This window comes from Aeromonas sp. 604176 (genome assembly GCF_049170755.1).
Lineage (GTDB): Bacteria > Pseudomonadota > Gammaproteobacteria > Enterobacterales > Aeromonadaceae > Aeromonas > Aeromonas veronii_A.
In genome coordinates, this window is the sequence record NZ_JAAKNE010000103.1 from 1 (window position 1) to 15,529 (window position 15,529).

General features: G+C 60.2%; 14 protein-coding genes and 1 tRNA gene. 9 read left to right on the top strand and 6 right to left on the bottom strand.

The window, feature by feature from the left end:
* The 3 genes from G5358_RS16320 to rluA form a co-directional block, all read left to right on the top strand.
* Positions 1 to 273, top strand: a 273-nt coding sequence (locus G5358_RS16320) for a hypothetical protein (protein WP_421264015.1), incomplete at its 5' end; no start/stop codon positions are given.
* Between the two features lie 70 nt (positions 274 to 343).
* Positions 344 to 3,211, top strand: a complete 2,868-nt coding sequence (rapA, locus tag G5358_RS16325) for an RNA polymerase-associated protein RapA (RefSeq protein ID WP_421324484.1) — start codon at positions 344 to 346, stop codon at positions 3,209 to 3,211.
* 115 nt (positions 3,212 to 3,326) lie between these two features.
* Positions 3,327 to 3,983: a bifunctional tRNA pseudouridine(32) synthase/23S rRNA pseudouridine(746) synthase RluA gene (gene rluA, locus G5358_RS16330; RefSeq protein ID WP_042081022.1), complete on the top strand. Its 657-nt coding sequence runs from the start codon at positions 3,327 to 3,329 to the stop codon at positions 3,981 to 3,983.
* A 60-nt stretch (positions 3,984 to 4,043) separates the two neighbouring features.
* On the opposite strand, the gene G5358_RS16335 is transcribed toward rluA, so the two are convergent.
* The 5 genes from G5358_RS16335 to treR all read right to left on the bottom strand — a co-directional run bounded on the left by G5358_RS16335 (position 4,044) and on the right by treR (position 9,254).
* Positions 4,044 to 4,232, bottom strand: coding sequence for a hypothetical protein (locus G5358_RS16335; RefSeq protein ID WP_005336040.1), 189 nt, complete (start codon positions 4,230 to 4,232; stop codon positions 4,044 to 4,046).
* Between the two features lie 120 nt (positions 4,233 to 4,352).
* Positions 4,353 to 4,952, bottom strand: coding sequence for a sugar O-acetyltransferase (locus G5358_RS16340; RefSeq protein ID WP_421324485.1), 600 nt, complete (start codon positions 4,950 to 4,952; stop codon positions 4,353 to 4,355).
* Between the two features lie 3 nt (positions 4,953 to 4,955).
* Positions 4,956 to 6,617 (bottom strand): alpha,alpha-phosphotrehalase, encoded by a 1,662-nt coding sequence (gene treC, locus G5358_RS16345; RefSeq protein ID WP_421324487.1) that lies wholly within the window; start codon positions 6,615 to 6,617, stop codon positions 4,956 to 4,958.
* Positions 6,618 to 6,683: 66 nt separating this feature from the next.
* Positions 6,684 to 8,114, bottom strand: a complete 1,431-nt coding sequence (treB, locus tag G5358_RS16350; protein WP_005336043.1) for a PTS trehalose transporter subunit IIBC — start codon at positions 8,112 to 8,114, stop codon at positions 6,684 to 6,686.
* A gap of 192 nt (positions 8,115 to 8,306) precedes the next feature.
* The gene (gene treR / locus G5358_RS16355; protein WP_421324489.1) at positions 8,307 to 9,254 is read right to left on the bottom strand and encodes a trehalose operon repressor TreR; all 948 of its coding nucleotides are present in this window, start codon (positions 9,252 to 9,254) and stop codon (positions 8,307 to 8,309) included.
* Between the two features lie 137 nt (positions 9,255 to 9,391).
* Between treR and G5358_RS16360 the strand changes: the two genes are divergently transcribed.
* The 6 genes from G5358_RS16360 (at position 9,392) to pbpG (ending at position 14,995) form a co-directional block, all read left to right on the top strand.
* Positions 9,392 to 10,342, top strand: a complete 951-nt coding sequence (locus tag G5358_RS16360; RefSeq protein ID WP_421279547.1) for an AEC family transporter — start codon at positions 9,392 to 9,394, stop codon at positions 10,340 to 10,342.
* Between the two features lie 62 nt (positions 10,343 to 10,404).
* Complete coding sequence (locus G5358_RS16365; RefSeq protein ID WP_120416408.1) at positions 10,405 to 10,599, top strand: heavy-metal-associated domain-containing protein; 195 nt, start codon at positions 10,405 to 10,407, stop codon at positions 10,597 to 10,599.
* Positions 10,600 to 10,729: 130 nt separating this feature from the next.
* Entirely contained in the window at positions 10,730 to 11,788 is a 1,059-nt protein-coding gene (ansB, locus tag G5358_RS16370; RefSeq protein ID WP_111900276.1) for an L-asparaginase 2, read from the top strand.
* A 243-nt stretch (positions 11,789 to 12,031) separates the two neighbouring features.
* A complete protein-coding gene (locus G5358_RS16375; RefSeq protein WP_421324491.1) occupies positions 12,032 to 13,324 on the top strand; it encodes a hemolysin family protein in 1,293 nt (430 codons plus the stop codon).
* An 18-nt stretch (positions 13,325 to 13,342) separates the two neighbouring features.
* On the top strand, positions 13,343 to 14,008 hold the full coding sequence (locus tag G5358_RS16380; protein WP_005343012.1) for a DedA family protein: 666 nt from the start codon (positions 13,343 to 13,345) through the stop codon (positions 14,006 to 14,008).
* A gap of 159 nt (positions 14,009 to 14,167) precedes the next feature.
* The gene (gene pbpG / locus G5358_RS16385; protein ID WP_005348750.1) at positions 14,168 to 14,995 is read left to right on the top strand and encodes a D-alanyl-D-alanine endopeptidase; all 828 of its coding nucleotides are present in this window, start codon (positions 14,168 to 14,170) and stop codon (positions 14,993 to 14,995) included.
* Between the two features lie 354 nt (positions 14,996 to 15,349).
* Here the strand turns inward: pbpG and G5358_RS16390 are convergent.
* Positions 15,350 to 15,426: transfer RNA gene (locus G5358_RS16390), tRNA-Arg, on the bottom strand.
* Positions 15,427 to 15,529 lie beyond the last annotated feature (103 nt).

The window sequence follows — 15,529 nt, forward strand, 5'->3', positions numbered from 1 at the left end:
TTCAAAGGCTTTTCGAGGTTATCGACGAGGTTGTTTGCGTTGCCGCTTGCCCTGTCGATGGAGGCGCATTATAGGGATCTGGATCACGCTTGCAAGGGTGTTTTCGAATTAAATTCGCATTTTTGGTTCAACCGTTCACTAATCACCCAAAAAGCGCATTTATCCTGCAACAACACACCCGTTTGGCGAGCTCTCTATCCTCTAGATGGCGTGGCGGTGTTAGCAGATCAAGGTTGTGGCGATTTGGTCTCTCTACATCTATATGCATGGTGATCGAGGTCACGCCTTCGGGTAACATAGCGCCCCTTTGCGATTCACACACTCTTGGGCTTTGGAGAGTTTAATGCCTTTTGCACTTGGCCAGCGTTGGATTAGTGATACAGAGACGGATCTGGGGTTGGGGACTGTCGTTGCTGTTGAAGGACGCATGGTTACCCTGTTGTTTCCGGCTACCGGTGAAAACCGCATGTATGCCAAAGAAGAGGCGCCGGTCACCCGGGTCAGCTTCAATGTGGGCGATCAGATCACCAGTCACGAAGACTGGACCATGACGGTCGAAGAAGTGCAGGAGAAAGACGGCCTGCTTATATATGTAGGTGTGCGCACTGACAATAATGAGCCCGTTGCCCTCAAGGAAGTGTTTCTCAACAACTTTATCAAGTTCAACAAGCCGCAGGATCGCCTGTTCGCCGGTCAGATCGATCGGATGTCCCGCTTCACCCTGCGCTACGAAGCGCTGGTCAACCAGCACCAGCGTCGTCGCAACCCGACTCGTGGTCTGGCCGGTGGCCGGGTCAGCCTGATCCCGCACCAGCTCTATATTGCCCATGAAGTGGGTCACCGCTACGCTCCGCGCGTACTGCTGGCCGATGAAGTGGGTCTGGGCAAGACCATCGAAGCGGGAATGATCATTCATCAGCAACTGCTCTCCGGCCGCGCCCATCGGGTGCTGATCCTGCTGCCCGAAACTTTGCAGCACCAATGGCTGGTCGAAATGCTGCGCCGCTTCAACCTGCATTTCTCCCTGTTTGATGAGGAGCGCTGCATCGAGGCATTCGCAGATGCGGAGAACCCCTTCGAGACCGAACAGCTGGTGATCTGCAGCCTCGACTTCCTGCGCAAGAAGCGTCGTCGCTTCGAGCAAGTGCTGGAAGCCGAGTGGGATCTGCTGGTTGTCGACGAAGCGCACCATCTTGAATGGAGCGAAGAGGCGCCGAGCCGTGCCTATGAAATGGTGGAAGCGCTGGCCGAACAGGTGCCGGGCGTGCTGCTGCTGACCGCCACCCCGGATCAGCTGGGCCACCAGAGCCACTTCGCCCGTCTGCGCCTGCTCGACCCCGAGCGTTTCTACGACTACGACGCCTTCCTCGCCGAGGAGCAGGCCTATGGTCAGGTCGCCAGCGCCGCGCAAGAGCTGCTGGATGGCGAGACCCTGAGCGAAAACGCCAAAGCCATCCTGGCCGATCAACTGACCGGTCTGGACCTCGGCGATGCCGCCGCCCGTCAACAGGCGGTCGCCAAGCTGCTGGATCAGCACGGCACCGGTCGCGTCCTGTTTCGCAACAGCCGCGCCAATATTCAAGGCTTCCCCGAGCGCCATCTCAACGTCTACCCCATGCCGCTGCCGGAGCAGTACAAGACTGCTATCAAGGTGATGGGCATGATGGGTGGCAATGGCGGCGATCTGCAGACCCGTGCCCTGCGCTACCTCTACCCCGAGAAGATCTTCCAGCAGTTTGAAGGCGACAGCGCCAGCTGGACCCAGTTCGACCCGCGCGTTGACTGGCTGCTGGAGCTGCTGATCTCTGCCCGTCAGCAGAAGGTGCTGGTGATCTGCTCCGAAGCGGCCACCGCCATCGCGCTGGAAGAGGCTGTGCGCACCCGCGAGGGGATCCGCGCCGCCGTCTTCCACGAGGGGATGTCCATCCTCGAGCGGGACAAGGCCTCCGCCTATTTCGCTCAAGCTGAGGGCGGCGCCCAGGTGCTGCTCTGCTCCGAGATCGGCTCCGAAGGTCGCAACTTCCAGTTTGCCAGCCATTTGGTGCTGTTCGATCTGCCCCTCAACCCGGATCTGCTGGAGCAGCGGATCGGCCGTCTCGATCGCATCGGTCAGCAGAACACCGTCGAAATCCACGTTCCCTATCTGGAGGGCACCTCCCAGCGTGCCCTGCAGCTCTGGTATCACGATGGCCTCGATGCGTTCGAGCAGACCTGCCCGACCGCCCGCCCGGTGTTTGAAGCGGTGCGTGACGAGCTGTTCGCGCTGCTGGCTGCCAATACCGGTGATCAGGCGACCCTCGAAGCACTGCTGACCCGCACCCGCGAACTGCACGAGCCGCTCAAGGCCAAGCTGGAACAGGGCCGCGATCGTCTGCTGGAGATCCACTCCAGCGGTGGCGAAGCTGCCAAACAGCTGGTCGAGAAGCTGGCTGCCGAAGATGACGACACTGGCATGATCTCCTTCGCCCTCAAGATGTTCGACGAGATCGGCGTCAATCAGGACGATCGCGGCGAGAATGCGCTGGTGCTGATGCCGGGCGATCACATGCTGGTGCCCAGCTTCCCGGGCCTGCCGCAAGACGGCATGACCATCACCTTTGATCGCACCACCGCCCTGTCGCGGGACGATATGTCGTTCCTCTCCTGGGATCACCCCATGATGCGCGGCGGTATCGACCTGATCCTCGGCTCCGAGATCGGTGCCACCTCGGTGGCCCTGCTCAAGAACAAGGCGCTGCCGGTCGGTTCCATCCTGCTGGAGCTGATCTTCGTCGCCGAGTCTGCGGCTCATCCCCAGCTCTACCGCTTCATGCCGCCGACACCGATCCGCCTGCTGATGGACAAGAACGGCAACAACCTCGGCGAGAAGGTGGCGTTCGATGCGTTCAACCGCCAGCTGACGCCGGTTAACCGCCACCTTGGCAGCAAGCTGGTGACTGCGTCCCAGCCGGTGATCCATGGTCTGATTGGCCAGGGTCAGGCGATTGCCGAAGAGCTGAAGGCCGGGATTGTCGACAAGGCCCGCGCCCAGATGGCGCAGACCCTGCAGCAGGATCTCGATCGTCTGGAGGCGCTCAAGGCGGTCAACCCGAACGTGCGCGACAGCGAGCTGGAATATCTGCGCAATCTGCAGGCAGAATTGCACCATCTGATCGACCAGACCCAGCTCAAGCTGGATGCCATCCGCTTTATCGTGGTTACCCATAACTAACAAGGTACCGACCGACAGTGGCCAGACCCAGCTCAAACTGGATATCCAAGGCCGCTTTGTCATGGTTACCCATAACTGATGGGGGCTTGCCCCCACCTTCTGATGCGAGACATTTATGTTTGAATACTCACCGCCTCTGGAACCCTGGCTCGATATCCTGTTCAAGGACAAGGACATCATGGTGGTCAACAAGCCCACTGGCCTGCTAAGCGTCCCCGGGCGCGGCCCCGAGAATGAAGACAGCGTCCTGCATCGGGTGAAACAGCAACACCCCAAGGCGGCGGCAGCTCATCGCCTCGACATGTCCACCACTGGCGTCATTGTCATTCCCCTCAATCCCAACTCTCATCGGGAACTGAGCCGACAATTTCGCGAGCGGGAGACCGAGAAGCACTACCTCGCCTGGGTGTGGGGCGAGCCGGAAGCAGAGTCGGGACAGGTTGACCTGCCGCTCTGCGTCGACTGGCCCAACCGCCCGAAGCAGAAGGTGGATCACGAGGAGGGGCGTCACGCCCTGACCCTGTGGGAAAAACTGAAAGTGGAGAACGGCAACAGCCTGATCAAGCTGACTCCCATCACAGGTCGCTCGCACCAGTTGCGCGTCCATATGCTGGAGCTGGGGCACCCGATCCTGGGTGACAACCTCTATGCTCATCCGGATGCGCTGGCGGCGGCGCCCCATCTCTACCTGCATGCGGCCATGCTGACCATCAGTCACCCCCGTAGCGGCGAGCGGATGACCTTCGAGGCGCCGGCTCCTTTCCCGGTCTGATCCCGCAAATCGCAGAGATAAAAAAGCCCCCATCGCAAGATGGGGGCTTTTTCATTAGGGTCAGACGCGAATATCGATCTTGCTTCCCAGAGAAGCGCTGGCCGATGTCGGTGCAACCGGCGCTGATTGCGCTGCGTTTTGCAGCAGCTTCAGCGCAGCTTCGCCCTCTTGGGTCTGCTGTTTCTTGGCCAGACTGGCCGTCATCAGAGCAGAACCAAACGACGCATTTGCAGAACTTGATATATCCATAGGGTTCCTCCTGCACTCAACAGTATCGGCCAAGCGGCCCCGAACATAAGCACTGAATGCAAAACAATCTGAAAGTCGCTTTTCTATCAGTCAGATAGCAATTGCATTCATGGCCCCTGTTCACCGCTGGATGACGCCTTCAAGCTCCTGTGCCGTCATCGGCCGAAGCACCTTGCAAGGGTTGCCAGCCGCCACCACATTGGCGGGCACATCTTTGGTCACCACCGAGCCTGCGCCGATGACGCTGTTGTCACCGATAGTAACGCCGGGGCAGATGACGACGCTGCCGCCAATCCAGACGTTGTGACCGATCCGCACCGGCTTGCCGAACTCGACACCCTTGATACGTGGCGCCACCGCCACCGGGTGAGCGGCGGTGTAGATCTGCACCCCGGGCGCCAGCAGCACGTTGTCGCCGATGTGCACCTCGCAGACGTCGAGGATGGTGCAATTGACGTTGGCGTAGAAGTTCTCGCCGACGAAGATGTTGGCGCCATAGTCGCAGAAGAACGGCGGATTGATGACACACTCCTGGCCACGCCCACCGAGCAGGTCGTGCAGCAAAGCATCCCGCGCCGGTTTCTCCTGCCAGCTGGTGTTGAAGGTGTGATAGAGCCTGCGGCAGCGCTCGCGCGCCGCTTTCAGCTCGGGAGCGCCCGCATCATAGGGATCACCGGCCACCATCTTCTGCCACTCGGCACCACGCACCACCTTCTCCATTACCTACTCCATCAGCCAGATCAGGGATTCATAAGGGCGCAGCATACCCGATTGCGGTTGGGCCGGGCTATCGGGGTAGTTGCCGAGCAGCAGCCGACCTTGCCCGCTTTGCAGCTCGGCAGGCAAGGCAAACTCAACCGGCTTGCCGTAGAAGTTGCTCACCACCAGCAGGGTCTGACCGTTGGCGCGGCGGGCATAGGCCCAGATCTGCGGGTGCCCGGTCAGCAGTTCCTGATAATCCCCCTGCGTGAAGATGGGGTGCGCCTTGCGAAGGGCGATGAGATCCCGATAGTGCCAGAACACCGAGTGCTGGTCGGCCAGCGCCGCCTCGGCATTGATCTCGGGATAGTTGGCGGCAGGCTTGAGCCACGGATTGCCTGCAGTAAAACCGGCGTTGGGGGCGGCGCTCCACTGCATCGGGGTACGCGAGTTGTCGCGGGACTTGGCACCCAGAATCGCGAGGATCTCGGCCTCGCTCATCCCTTCCGCCTGCTTGATGGCGAAGATGTTGCGGCTCTCTACATCCTGATAGTCATTGATGCGCTGATAACCGGGGTTGGTCATGCCGATCTCCTCCCCCTGATAGATGTAGGGGGTGCCCTGCAGGCCATGCAGAGTGCTGGCCAGCATCTTGGCAGCGACCACTCTGTACTCACCCTCATCACCGAAACGGGAGACGATGCGCGGCTGATCGTGGTTGCACCAGAACAGCGCCGACCACCCCTTGCCGTGCATGCCGCTCTGCCAGTGGTTGAAGATGCGCTTGAGTTCGAGGAAATCGAACGGCGCCTTGGTCCACTTGTCGCCGTTGGGGTAATCCACCTTTAGGTGGTGGAAGTTGAACACCATGGAGAGCTCGGAGCCATCGAGGGCGCCATAGCGCTGGCAGTGCTCCAGCGAAGTAGAGGACATCTCCCCCACCGTCATTGCGCCGACCGGAGCAAACACGTCGCGGCTCACATCCTGCAAAAATTCGTGGATGCGCGGCCCGTCAGTATAGAAGCGGCGGCCATCGCCAATCTCGTCGTTCGGGAACGCCTGATCCTTGGAGATGAGGTTGATGACGTCGAGGCGGAAACCATCCACCCCCTTCTTGGCCCAGAAGTGGATGATGTTTTTCACCTCGGCGCGCACCGTCGGATTTTCCCAGTTGAGATCCGCCTGCTCGCGGGCAAACAGGTGCAGGTAGTACTGACCGGTGAGCTCATCGAGCTCCCAGGCGCTGCCACCAAACTTGGATTGCCAGTTGTTGGGTACGCCGCCATCCACCGGATCGCGCCAGATGTAGTAGTCGCGGTAGGGGCTGTTCTTGTCCCCCAGCGCCGACTTGAACCAGGCGTGCTCGGTGGAGGTGTGGTTGACCACGATATCCATCACGATGCGGATGTTGCGCTCATGGGCGGCGGCCAGCAGCGCCTCGAAATCTGCCATGGTGCCGTAGGCGGGGTCGATGGCAAGGTAGTCTGCAATGTCGTAGCCGTTGTCCACCTGCGGGGATACGTAGACAGGGGTCAGCCAGAGGGCATCGACCCCCAGCGTCTTGAGGTAATCGAGGCGGGCCATGATCCCCTTGAGATCACCGGTGCCACGGGCAGCGGAATCCTGAAAGCTCTTGGGGTAAATCTGGTAAATCACGGCACTCTGCCACCAGGGTGTTTGGCTCATGGGTCTTTCTCATGTCTCGAATAGAAAATGGAGAGGGCGACCCACGGGTCGCCCTGATAATCAGTGTCAGGCGCTGGCTTGGGCCAACTTGCCAGCGGCTTGCTGGCGCTTGTAGACCAGCAGGGTCAGCACCACCGGCACCACGATGGCGACCAACATGGCGATGGCAAACACCGCCCAGTATTGCGGCTGGATAGAGAGGATGCCCGGCAGGCCCCCGACCCCGATGCCGTTGGCCATCACTCCGGCGAAACCGCAGATAAGGGCCGCAAGACTGGAGCCCACCATGGCGCACAGCATGGGGAACTTGTACTTGAGGTTGATACCGTACATGGCCGGCTCGGTCACCCCGAGGTAGGCGGAGATGGCGGCAGGTACCGAGATCTCCCGCTCGTTCTCCTTGCGGCTAATCAGAATGATGCCGACGACCGCAGAAGCCTGAGCGATGTTGGAGAGGGCGATCAACGGCCAGATTGGCGTGCCACCCATGCTCTGCATCAGCTGCAGATCCACTGCGTTGGTGGTGTGGTGAATGCCGGTGATGACCAGCGGTGCGTAGAGGAAACCGAACAGGGCAGCGCCGATGGGAGCAAAGGAGCCGGTCATGGCAGCCTTGGCCGCGAAACCGACGCCATCACCAATCCAGCGACCGAACGGGCCGATAAAGGCGTGAGCCACGATCACTGCCAGCAGCAGCGAGACAAACGGCACAATCACCAGATAGAGGTAAGCCGGAATGATCCGCTTGAGGTTGGTCTCTACCCAAGCGAGGAAGACACCCGCCAGCAGCGCCGGAATGACCTGGGCCTGATAACCCACCTTCTGGATCACGAACAGGCCGAAGTCCCACACCTCGGGAGTCTGCTGACCGATGCCGTAGGCGTTCATCAACTGCGGTGACACCAGCGTCACCCCCAGCACGATACCCAAGATCTCGGAGCCGCCCATCTTCTTCACTGCAGACCAGCAGACGCCTACCGGCAGGAAGTGGAAAATCGCCTCGCCCAGCAGCCAGAGGAAAGCGTGCACCTGCGCCCAGAATTGGCTGATCTCGGTGAGGGTGTGAGTGCCATCGTCGAACATCTTGATGTCGCCGATGACGTTGCGAAAGCCCAGGATCAGACCGCCGGTGATGATGGCGGGCAGCAACGGTACGAAGATCTCCGCCAGATGGGAGATGCCCCGCTCCAGCGGGTTCATGTTCTGGCGAGCAGCCTGCTTGGCGGTCTCCTTGCTGCCACCGCTGACGCCGAGCTGTTCGGTCAGCGCCTTGTACCACTGCTCTACCTCGTTACCGATCACCACCTGGAACTGACCGCCCTGGGTGAAGCTTCCCTTCACTGCCGGAATGGTCTCGATGGCCTTGCTGTCGGCCTTGGCCGGATCGTTCAGGACGAAGCGCAACCGGGTCAGGCAGTGGCTGACGGTGGCGATGTTCTCCTTGCCGCCGATCTTGTCGATCAGGGTGGCAAGCTGCTGTGCGTTGATCTTGGACATGGGTCTTCCCTCTGTGACGCCATTGAATAGTGGTCTGTATCGCCCTTTTGAGCCAGTCTGTCGGCCGGAGCGTTTTTGGTATCGTTCCCATTTAGCATGCCGACAATCTGGCCAGATCGAAATGGGAACGTTCCCAATCCGTGGCCAGCGTCACAAAAAGCGCACTTTTTGTTCAGTCTGAAGTGATGGGGCTCACAGGGTTCGGCAGGGGGCGATAGTCACCAGCGGAGGCTGATCCTGCTCAATCTGACCGAGCAGCTGACGCGCCGCCTGCTCCCCTGCCCCCTTGTAGCCAAGATCGAGACTGAGGGCGTTGGGGAAGAGGAAGCTGAGCATGGGGTTGTTGCCAAGGCCGGTCACCAGCACCTCGCTACGCCCTTGTTCTTGCAGGTATTTTGCCGCACCGATGGCGAGGGTGTCGCTGGCGCAGACCAACGCCTGGGTGGAGGGCGTCAGCAGCTCGGCCGCCAGCCGGTAGCCGCTCTGCAGGCTGAGATCGCCGAGGGCGCTGCACGGGCGCAACCCTTGCTCTGCGCAGTAAGCGAGATAGGCGTCGAGGCGGCGCTGGCCGGTGGTGAGATCCGAGGCATCAACCCCCAGATAGGCGATGTCGCGGGCGCCACGGCTTGCCAGTTGCGCCAGCATGGTGCGCACCGCACCGGCGTCGTCGAAGCAGACCGAGGAGAAACCGGGATATTCACGAGCGACCAGCACCAGCTTATCTTTCAGCGGGGCCATGGCGGCATAGTCCAAATCATTGAAGGCGAACAGGATGATGCCATCCACCCCGCGTCGCTCCAGCACCGACAGATGCTCCTGCACCTTGGCGGGGGAGAACTTGCTTTCCATCAGCACGGCGTCGTAACCGCGCTGGTAGAGGGTCTCCAGCATGCCGCGCACCGCCTGATTCTCCGAGCTGGAGTCGAGCCGCGAGACGATGATCCCCACCACCTGCTGGCTCTGGCTGCGCATGGCCCGCGCCGACTTGCTCGGCACAAAGCCGTGTTCGGCGATGATCTGCTCCACCCGCTCGCGGGTCTCCTGCTTCACCTTGGGATCCTGATTAAGCACCCGGGAGACGGTCGACTTGCCGACGCCACTCAGTCTGGCGATATCGAGGATGGTCAGTTTCTTGTCCATGAATTGGCTCACAGGAGGCTAGGCGGTGGAATTGCCCACATTGTTGTGATTAACCCCTGTGAATACAAGCCCATGGCGTTAGAATGCCCTTTTTGCCCCGCCGTCAGGGTGTGTGGGCACAGCACAGGATGCCCATCATGGATCTGCTGGCCAGTCTGCTCTTCTCCCTCTCCATCACAGGGCCCATCTGCGTGGTGCTGCTGCTCGGCATCTTGCTCAAGCGGTTGGGGCTGCTGCCGGATCCCTTTACCGAATCCGCCTCGCGACTGGTGTTTCAGGTCACCCTGCCCGCTCTGCTCTTTCTCAGTATTCTGGGTACCAACTTCGCCACCATGCCGAGCCTCTGGTTTATCGGCTATGGCCTGCTCGCCACCGTTATCAGCTATCTGGTGCTGGAACTGCTGGCCGGACGTTTTATCGGGGAGCAGCGGCTGCGCGGCATCTTCGTGCAAGGGAGCTTTCGCGGCAACAGCGCCATTATCGGGCTCGCCTATGTGCAGAACGCCTATGGCCACGAAGGGTTGGGGGTGGCGGCCTTCTATGTCGGCGCGGTGACCGTGCTCTACAACATTCTCGCGGTGATCACCCTCACCCGCAGTCTCGGCGGCGCCACCGGCATTCGCCCCATCCTGCTCGGCATCATCAAGAACCCCCTGATCATCGCCATTGTGGCGGCGCTGCCGTTTACCCTGCTCGGTATCAAGATGCCGCAACTGCTGCTCACCACCGGCAGCTACTTCGCCAACATGACGTTGCCGCTGGCGCTGCTCTGCACCGGCGCCTCCCTCAGCCTCGACGCTCTGCGTGGTGGTGCAGCCATTGCGGGCTGGGCCAGTATCATGCGGCTCTGCCTCATTCCTGCGGTGTTCACTCTGGGGGCTGCCCTGCTCGGCTTCAGCCATCTGGAGCTGGGTATTCTGTTTCTCATCAGCGCTACCCCGACTGCCGCCGCCAGCTATGTGATGACCCGTGCCATGGGGGGCGACAGCGTGCTGGCCGCAAACATCATCGCCACCACCACCCTCGGTTCGCTGGTTACTACCAGCCTCGGGGCGACTCTGATGAACTACCTAGGGTTGATGTACTGACGGCTTGACCTTGCCGGAGGCGGCAGCTTTAGGCTGGCGCCCATCAACAAAGGAGATATCCCATGACCATCGAACTCACCGTGTCCGGCATGTCCTGCGGTGGCTGCGCCGCCAGTCTGCAAAAAGTGCTGCTGGCCCAGCCTGCGGTCACCACCGCAACCGTCGATTTCGCCAGCAGCAAGGCCGTCATCGAGAGCGATCTGAGCAAGGCCGAGCTGATCGCCCTGATCGAAGCCAAGGGTTTTTCTGCGAGTTAAATTATCTCCATAGAGGTATAAAACAGGTTAAAAATCTGTACTCACCTGTCTTTTGGTGAGTTTTATCACAGACCCGGGTTATTAAACGGGCAAACTTGCTGCGATTATTCCAACCACAAGGATTTGCAGCATGACCCTACCGATCCGCAAGACCCTGCTCGCCGCCGTCGTCGGCCTGACCCTCTCCCCCATGGCGATGGCGCTGCCCAACGTGCACATTCTGGCAACCGGCGGCACCATTGCCGGGGCTGGCCAGTCGGCTACCCAGTCCAACTACGAGGCTGGCAAGGTGGCCATCGAAACCCTGATCGCCGCCGTGCCCGAGATGAAGAACGTGGCCGATGTGCAGGGAGAGCAGGTGGTGAAGATCGGCTCCCAGGACATGAACGACGAGGTGTGGCTTAAGCTGGCCAAACGGGTCAACGAGCTGCTGGCCAAGGATGACGTGGATGGCATTGTCATCACCCACGGCACCGACACCATGGAAGAGACCGCCTACTTCCTCAATCTGACCGTCAAGAGCGACAAGCCGGTGGTATTGGTTGGCGCCATGCGCCCCTCCACCGCCATGAGTGCTGATGGCCCGCTCAACCTCTACAACGCCGTGGTGACTGCTTCCGACCCGAGCTCCAAGGGCCGTGGCGTGATGGTGGCGATGAACGACACCGTGCTGGATGCCCGCGACGTCACCAAGACCAACACAACCGGGGTACAGACCTTCGCTTCCCCCAACTTTGGCCCGCTGGGTTACATCCACAACGGCAAGATCGACTATCAGCGCAGCCCGGCTCGTCTGCACACCAGCAAGACGCCGTTTGACGTGAGCAAGCTCGACAAGCTGCCGCAAGTGGGCATCGTCTACAGCTACGCCAACGCCACCGACTTGCCGGCCAAGGCGATGGTGGATGCCAAGTTCGACGGCATCGTCAGCGCCGGGGTGGGTAACGGCAATCTCTACCACACCCTGTTCGATACCCTGGCCAAGGCGAGCAAGGATGGCATCCGCGTCGTGCGCTCCGCCCGCGTGCCGACCGGCGCCACCACCCTGGATGCCGAGATCGATGATGCCAAGTACGGCTTCGTGGCCTCCGGCACTCTCAACCCGCAGAAAGCGCGGGTGCTGCTGATGCTCTCCCTGACCCAGAGCAAAGACCCGGCCCAGATCCAGCGCTGGTTCCAGCAGTTCTGACAACGGTTGCCTGACAAGTGACAAGCAAGGGCGGGACTTCCCGCCCTTTTCCCTCCTGCAATGCTGCCTCGCCCATTACGCCGTTTGGCGGGGTCATCCTTCCCTTTTCCGGCCATCTTTTTCAGCCACCACAAAGCGCTGTCATCAAATTAGCGAGCCGGATCACCCGCTTTCACAAGCGCATCGCCGCCAAATTCATTACACTGCCAGCGATCTTATCCACTCAAGGAGTGCTGTTGCTGTATGGAAATATTGATCCTGCTGGGATTGATTTTGCTTAATGGCGTCTTCGCCATGTCAGAAATCGCCATCGTCACCGCACGCAAGGCTCGCCTCGGCAAGCTTGCCTCTGAAGGCAACCGTTCCGCCGCCATTGCCCTCAAACTGGGCGAAGACCCGACCCATTTTCTCTCTGCCGTCCAGATCGGCATTACCAGCATCGGCCTGCTCAACGGTATCTACGGCGAATCCCTGCTGGCCCAGCCCTTCTCCCTCTGGTTGCAGGAGTGGGGGCTCCCGGCCAAGAGCAGCAGCCTGCTCGCCACCGTCATAGTGGTAGTGGTGGTCACTTACCTCTCCATCGTGGTGGGGGAGCTGGTGCCCAAGCGCCTCGGCCAGCTCAATGCCGAGCGCATCGCCTGTCTGGTGGCCCGCCCCATGCACTGGCTCGCCACCCTGACCCGCCCCTTCGTCTGGCTGCTGTCGGCCTCTACCAATGCCAGCCTGCGGCTGCTGCGGGTCAACCAGAACGGCAGCGCCAACGTCACCGAGGAGGAGATCCACGCCATGCTGGTGGAAGGATCGGAAGCCGGGGTGATCGAGGATCATGAACACACCATGCTGCGCAACGTCTTCCGTCTCGACGAGCGCAGCCTCTCCTCCCTGATGGTGCCGCGCAGCGATATCCGCTATCTGGATCTGGCGCTGCCGCTGGAGACCAACCTGCAGCGACTGGTGGAGTATCGCCACAGCTATTTTCCGGTCTGCGACGGCAACCTGTCAGAATTGGTGGGTATCATCAATGTCAGCAAGGTGCTGCACGCCTATATCAAGGGGGAGCCCATCGATCTGGCTGCCCTGACCCAGGAGGGCAGCCTGCTGCCCGAGACCCTCAACGGCGTCGAGCTGCTCAACCACTTCCGCACCCACAGCGAACAGATGGCGCTGGTGGTGGACGAATATGGCGAGTTGCAGGGGCTGGTCACCCAGCAGGATCTGCTGGAGGCGCTGGCGGGGGATTTCCAGCAGAAGGATGGCGAGGACAACTGGGCATTCCGGCGCGCCGACGGCAGCTGGCTGCTCGATGGCCTGATCCCGCTGCCGGAGTTGAAGGACTGTCTGGAGCTGGTTCGTCTGCCAGAAGAAGAAAAACATCACTATCACACCCTCGGAGGGCTTATCATGCTGCTCCTTGGTCGTGTTCCACAAACTGGAGACCTGGTGACACTGGAACAGTGGCAACTGGAAATTGTTGACATGGATGGCCTGCGCATCGACAAGGTGCTCGCCATGCCCTTGACCGATCAACCCAGCTAACCTGCGGAGTTTGCAAGTATGGAGCAGTTTTACCAACTGGCTCACGCCTTTATGAACCACGATCTGAACACACTTTCCGATCCCAAGATGGCCTTCATGATCTGTGGTGTGATTCTGACGTTTCTGGTACTGGAAAACGGATTCATCCCTACCGCCTTTCTGCCCGGTGACAGCCTGCTGATCCTCACCGGCGTGCTCATCTATCAGGATGTATTGTCTCTCGGGGTGATCCCGCTGTTGATCATGGCTACCTTTGTCGGCACCTGGCTCGGTTACATGCAGGGGCGCTTCCTTGGCCACACCCAGCTCTACCATCGGCTGATGTCCCACGTGGAAGAGCGGCACCAGCAGAAGGTCTACCACCTGCTGGACAAGTACGGGATCATCACCCTGATCACCGCTCGCTATATCGCCTTCGTGCGCACCGCCTACCCCTATATAGTGGGAGCTACCGAGCTGCCCCAGGGGCGCTTTCTCATCGTCAATCTGATCAGCTCCATCATGTGGATCTGCCCGCTGGTCGGGTTTGGCTACTACCTGAGCCACACCAAGCTGGCCGCCGAATACCAGACCCAGTTCTTCAACATCATCATCTATCTGCCTGTGGCCCTGCTGGTGGGTGGCATGGTGGCGCTGGTCTGGCGCTGGATCAGCAAACGCAGGGCCGCGCAGCCGCGGGATTGACCCCTCGCCCAACGCCCGACCCGAAAGCCCTCGCCAGAGGGCTTTTTTGATCGCCAATTTTGCGCAAATAGCAGAAATAGTCCCGCTCGGCCCTTGTAAAGCCGGGGTAAAAATGAGTGAATCTAGCGCCTTTTTTTGGATGGGAACGGAGTCGGTTGTATGTGGTGTCGGATTCGCGCAGCAGCGCTGGTTGTCGGGTTGATGGGAATGCTGGGATTGCCTGCGGTCAGCGCGGCACCTAACCCAGCCAAACTGGAAGTACGCTCGAGCAGCGCTCTGGTCGTGGATGTAAAAACGGGCAAGACGCTCTACCAGAAGAATGCAACCAAGGTACGTCCTATCGCCTCCCTCACCAAGCTGATGACAGCGCTGGTGGTGCTGGATGCCAAACAGAATCTCAACCAGACCATTACGGTCGACAAGAACGATCTGGATCGGGTCAAACACACTCATTCCCGCATCCGCATGGGCACCAAGGTGACCCGCCGCGACGCCCTGCATCTGGCGCTGATGTCCTCCGAAAACCGGATGGCCTCGGCACTGGCGCGTCACTATCCGGGCGGTCGCAGCGCCTTCGTGCGGGCCATGAACAACAAGGCCAGACAGCTGGGTATGCGTAATACCCACTTCTACGACTCCACCGGCCTCTCCACCCGCAACGTTTCCACCGCCCAGGATCTGGGCAAGCTGGCCGCCGCCGCCTATCGCCAGCCGCTGATCCGTCAGTTCACTCAGGATGAGAACCGGGAGATGCGCTTCAGCGCCCCCGCCTACAGCCTGATGTTCAACAACACCAACCCGCTGGTGAAAAACCCGGATTGGGACGTACGCCTCTCCAAGACCGGCTTCACTGACGAGGCAGGACGCTGTCTGGTGATGCGCGCCAAACCGGACAGCCGCGAGCTCGCCATCGTGCTGCTCAACTCGGTGGGCAAACGCACCCCCATCGGCGATGCCAACCGCATTCGCAAATGGTTAAAAAGCTGAGTCAATATCTCGACACAAAAGGATGCTGCGGCATCCTTTTTTATTGCCCGCAAAACGCCTCTGCAGGCCGCACAGGATATCCGCTCCCACATCCTGAGTGATGAACGGCACGGCATCTGCCGTTGCAACAGCAGGCATACAGCTCGCCTGCAGATAGAGGCAAAGGGTTGCACCGTTCAGAAGAACGCGGCGCAATAACAGAAGAGGTATAAAAGAGGACAAGAACAGACAGGCAGGCAGGCAGGCAGGCAGGCAGGAGGGTAACCCGGACGCCACAGCGAACACGGATCCACACGACAGGGGTAAATATCGCCCATAAAAAAACAGCCCCGACCGAAGTCGAGGCTGTCTGTATGGTGCGCCCGAGAGGATTCGAACCTCTGACCACCTGGTTCGTAGCCAGGTACTCTATCCAGCTGAGCTACGGGCGCTCATAAACTTTTGGTACTGCTTGAAATATGGTGCGCCCGAGAGGATTCGAACCTCTGACCACCTGGTTCGTAGCCAGGTACTCTATCCAGCTGAGCTACGGGC

Excerpts from the sequence above, each read along its gene's own strand:
- G5358_RS16365 (WP_120416408.1), top strand. The coding sequence starts at position 10,405 with ATGACCATCGAACTCACCGTGTCCGGCATGTCCTGCGGTGGCTGCGCC.
- ansB (WP_111900276.1), top strand. The coding sequence starts at position 10,730 with ATGACCCTACCGATCCGCAAGACCCTGCTCGCCGCCGTCGTCGGCCTG.
- treB (WP_005336043.1), bottom strand. The coding sequence starts at position 8,114 with ATGTCCAAGATCAACGCACAGCAGCTTGCCACCCTGATCGACAAGATC.
- G5358_RS16375 (WP_421324491.1), top strand. The coding sequence starts at position 12,032 with ATGGAAATATTGATCCTGCTGGGATTGATTTTGCTTAATGGCGTCTTC.
- rluA (WP_042081022.1), top strand. The coding sequence starts at position 3,327 with ATGTTTGAATACTCACCGCCTCTGGAACCCTGGCTCGATATCCTGTTC.
- pbpG (WP_005348750.1), top strand. The coding sequence starts at position 14,168 with ATGTGGTGTCGGATTCGCGCAGCAGCGCTGGTTGTCGGGTTGATGGGA.
- rapA (WP_421324484.1), top strand. The coding sequence starts at position 344 with ATGCCTTTTGCACTTGGCCAGCGTTGGATTAGTGATACAGAGACGGAT.
- treC (WP_421324487.1), bottom strand. The coding sequence starts at position 6,617 with ATGAGCCAAACACCCTGGTGGCAGAGTGCCGTGATTTACCAGATTTAC.
- G5358_RS16340 (WP_421324485.1), bottom strand. The coding sequence starts at position 4,952 with ATGGAGAAGGTGGTGCGTGGTGCCGAGTGGCAGAAGATGGTGGCCGGT.
- G5358_RS16380 (WP_005343012.1), top strand. The coding sequence starts at position 13,343 with ATGGAGCAGTTTTACCAACTGGCTCACGCCTTTATGAACCACGATCTG.
- G5358_RS16335 (WP_005336040.1), bottom strand. The coding sequence starts at position 4,232 with ATGGATATATCAAGTTCTGCAAATGCGTCGTTTGGTTCTGCTCTGATG.
- G5358_RS16360 (WP_421279547.1), top strand. The coding sequence starts at position 9,392 with ATGGATCTGCTGGCCAGTCTGCTCTTCTCCCTCTCCATCACAGGGCCC.
- treR (WP_421324489.1), bottom strand. The coding sequence starts at position 9,254 with ATGGACAAGAAACTGACCATCCTCGATATCGCCAGACTGAGTGGCGTC.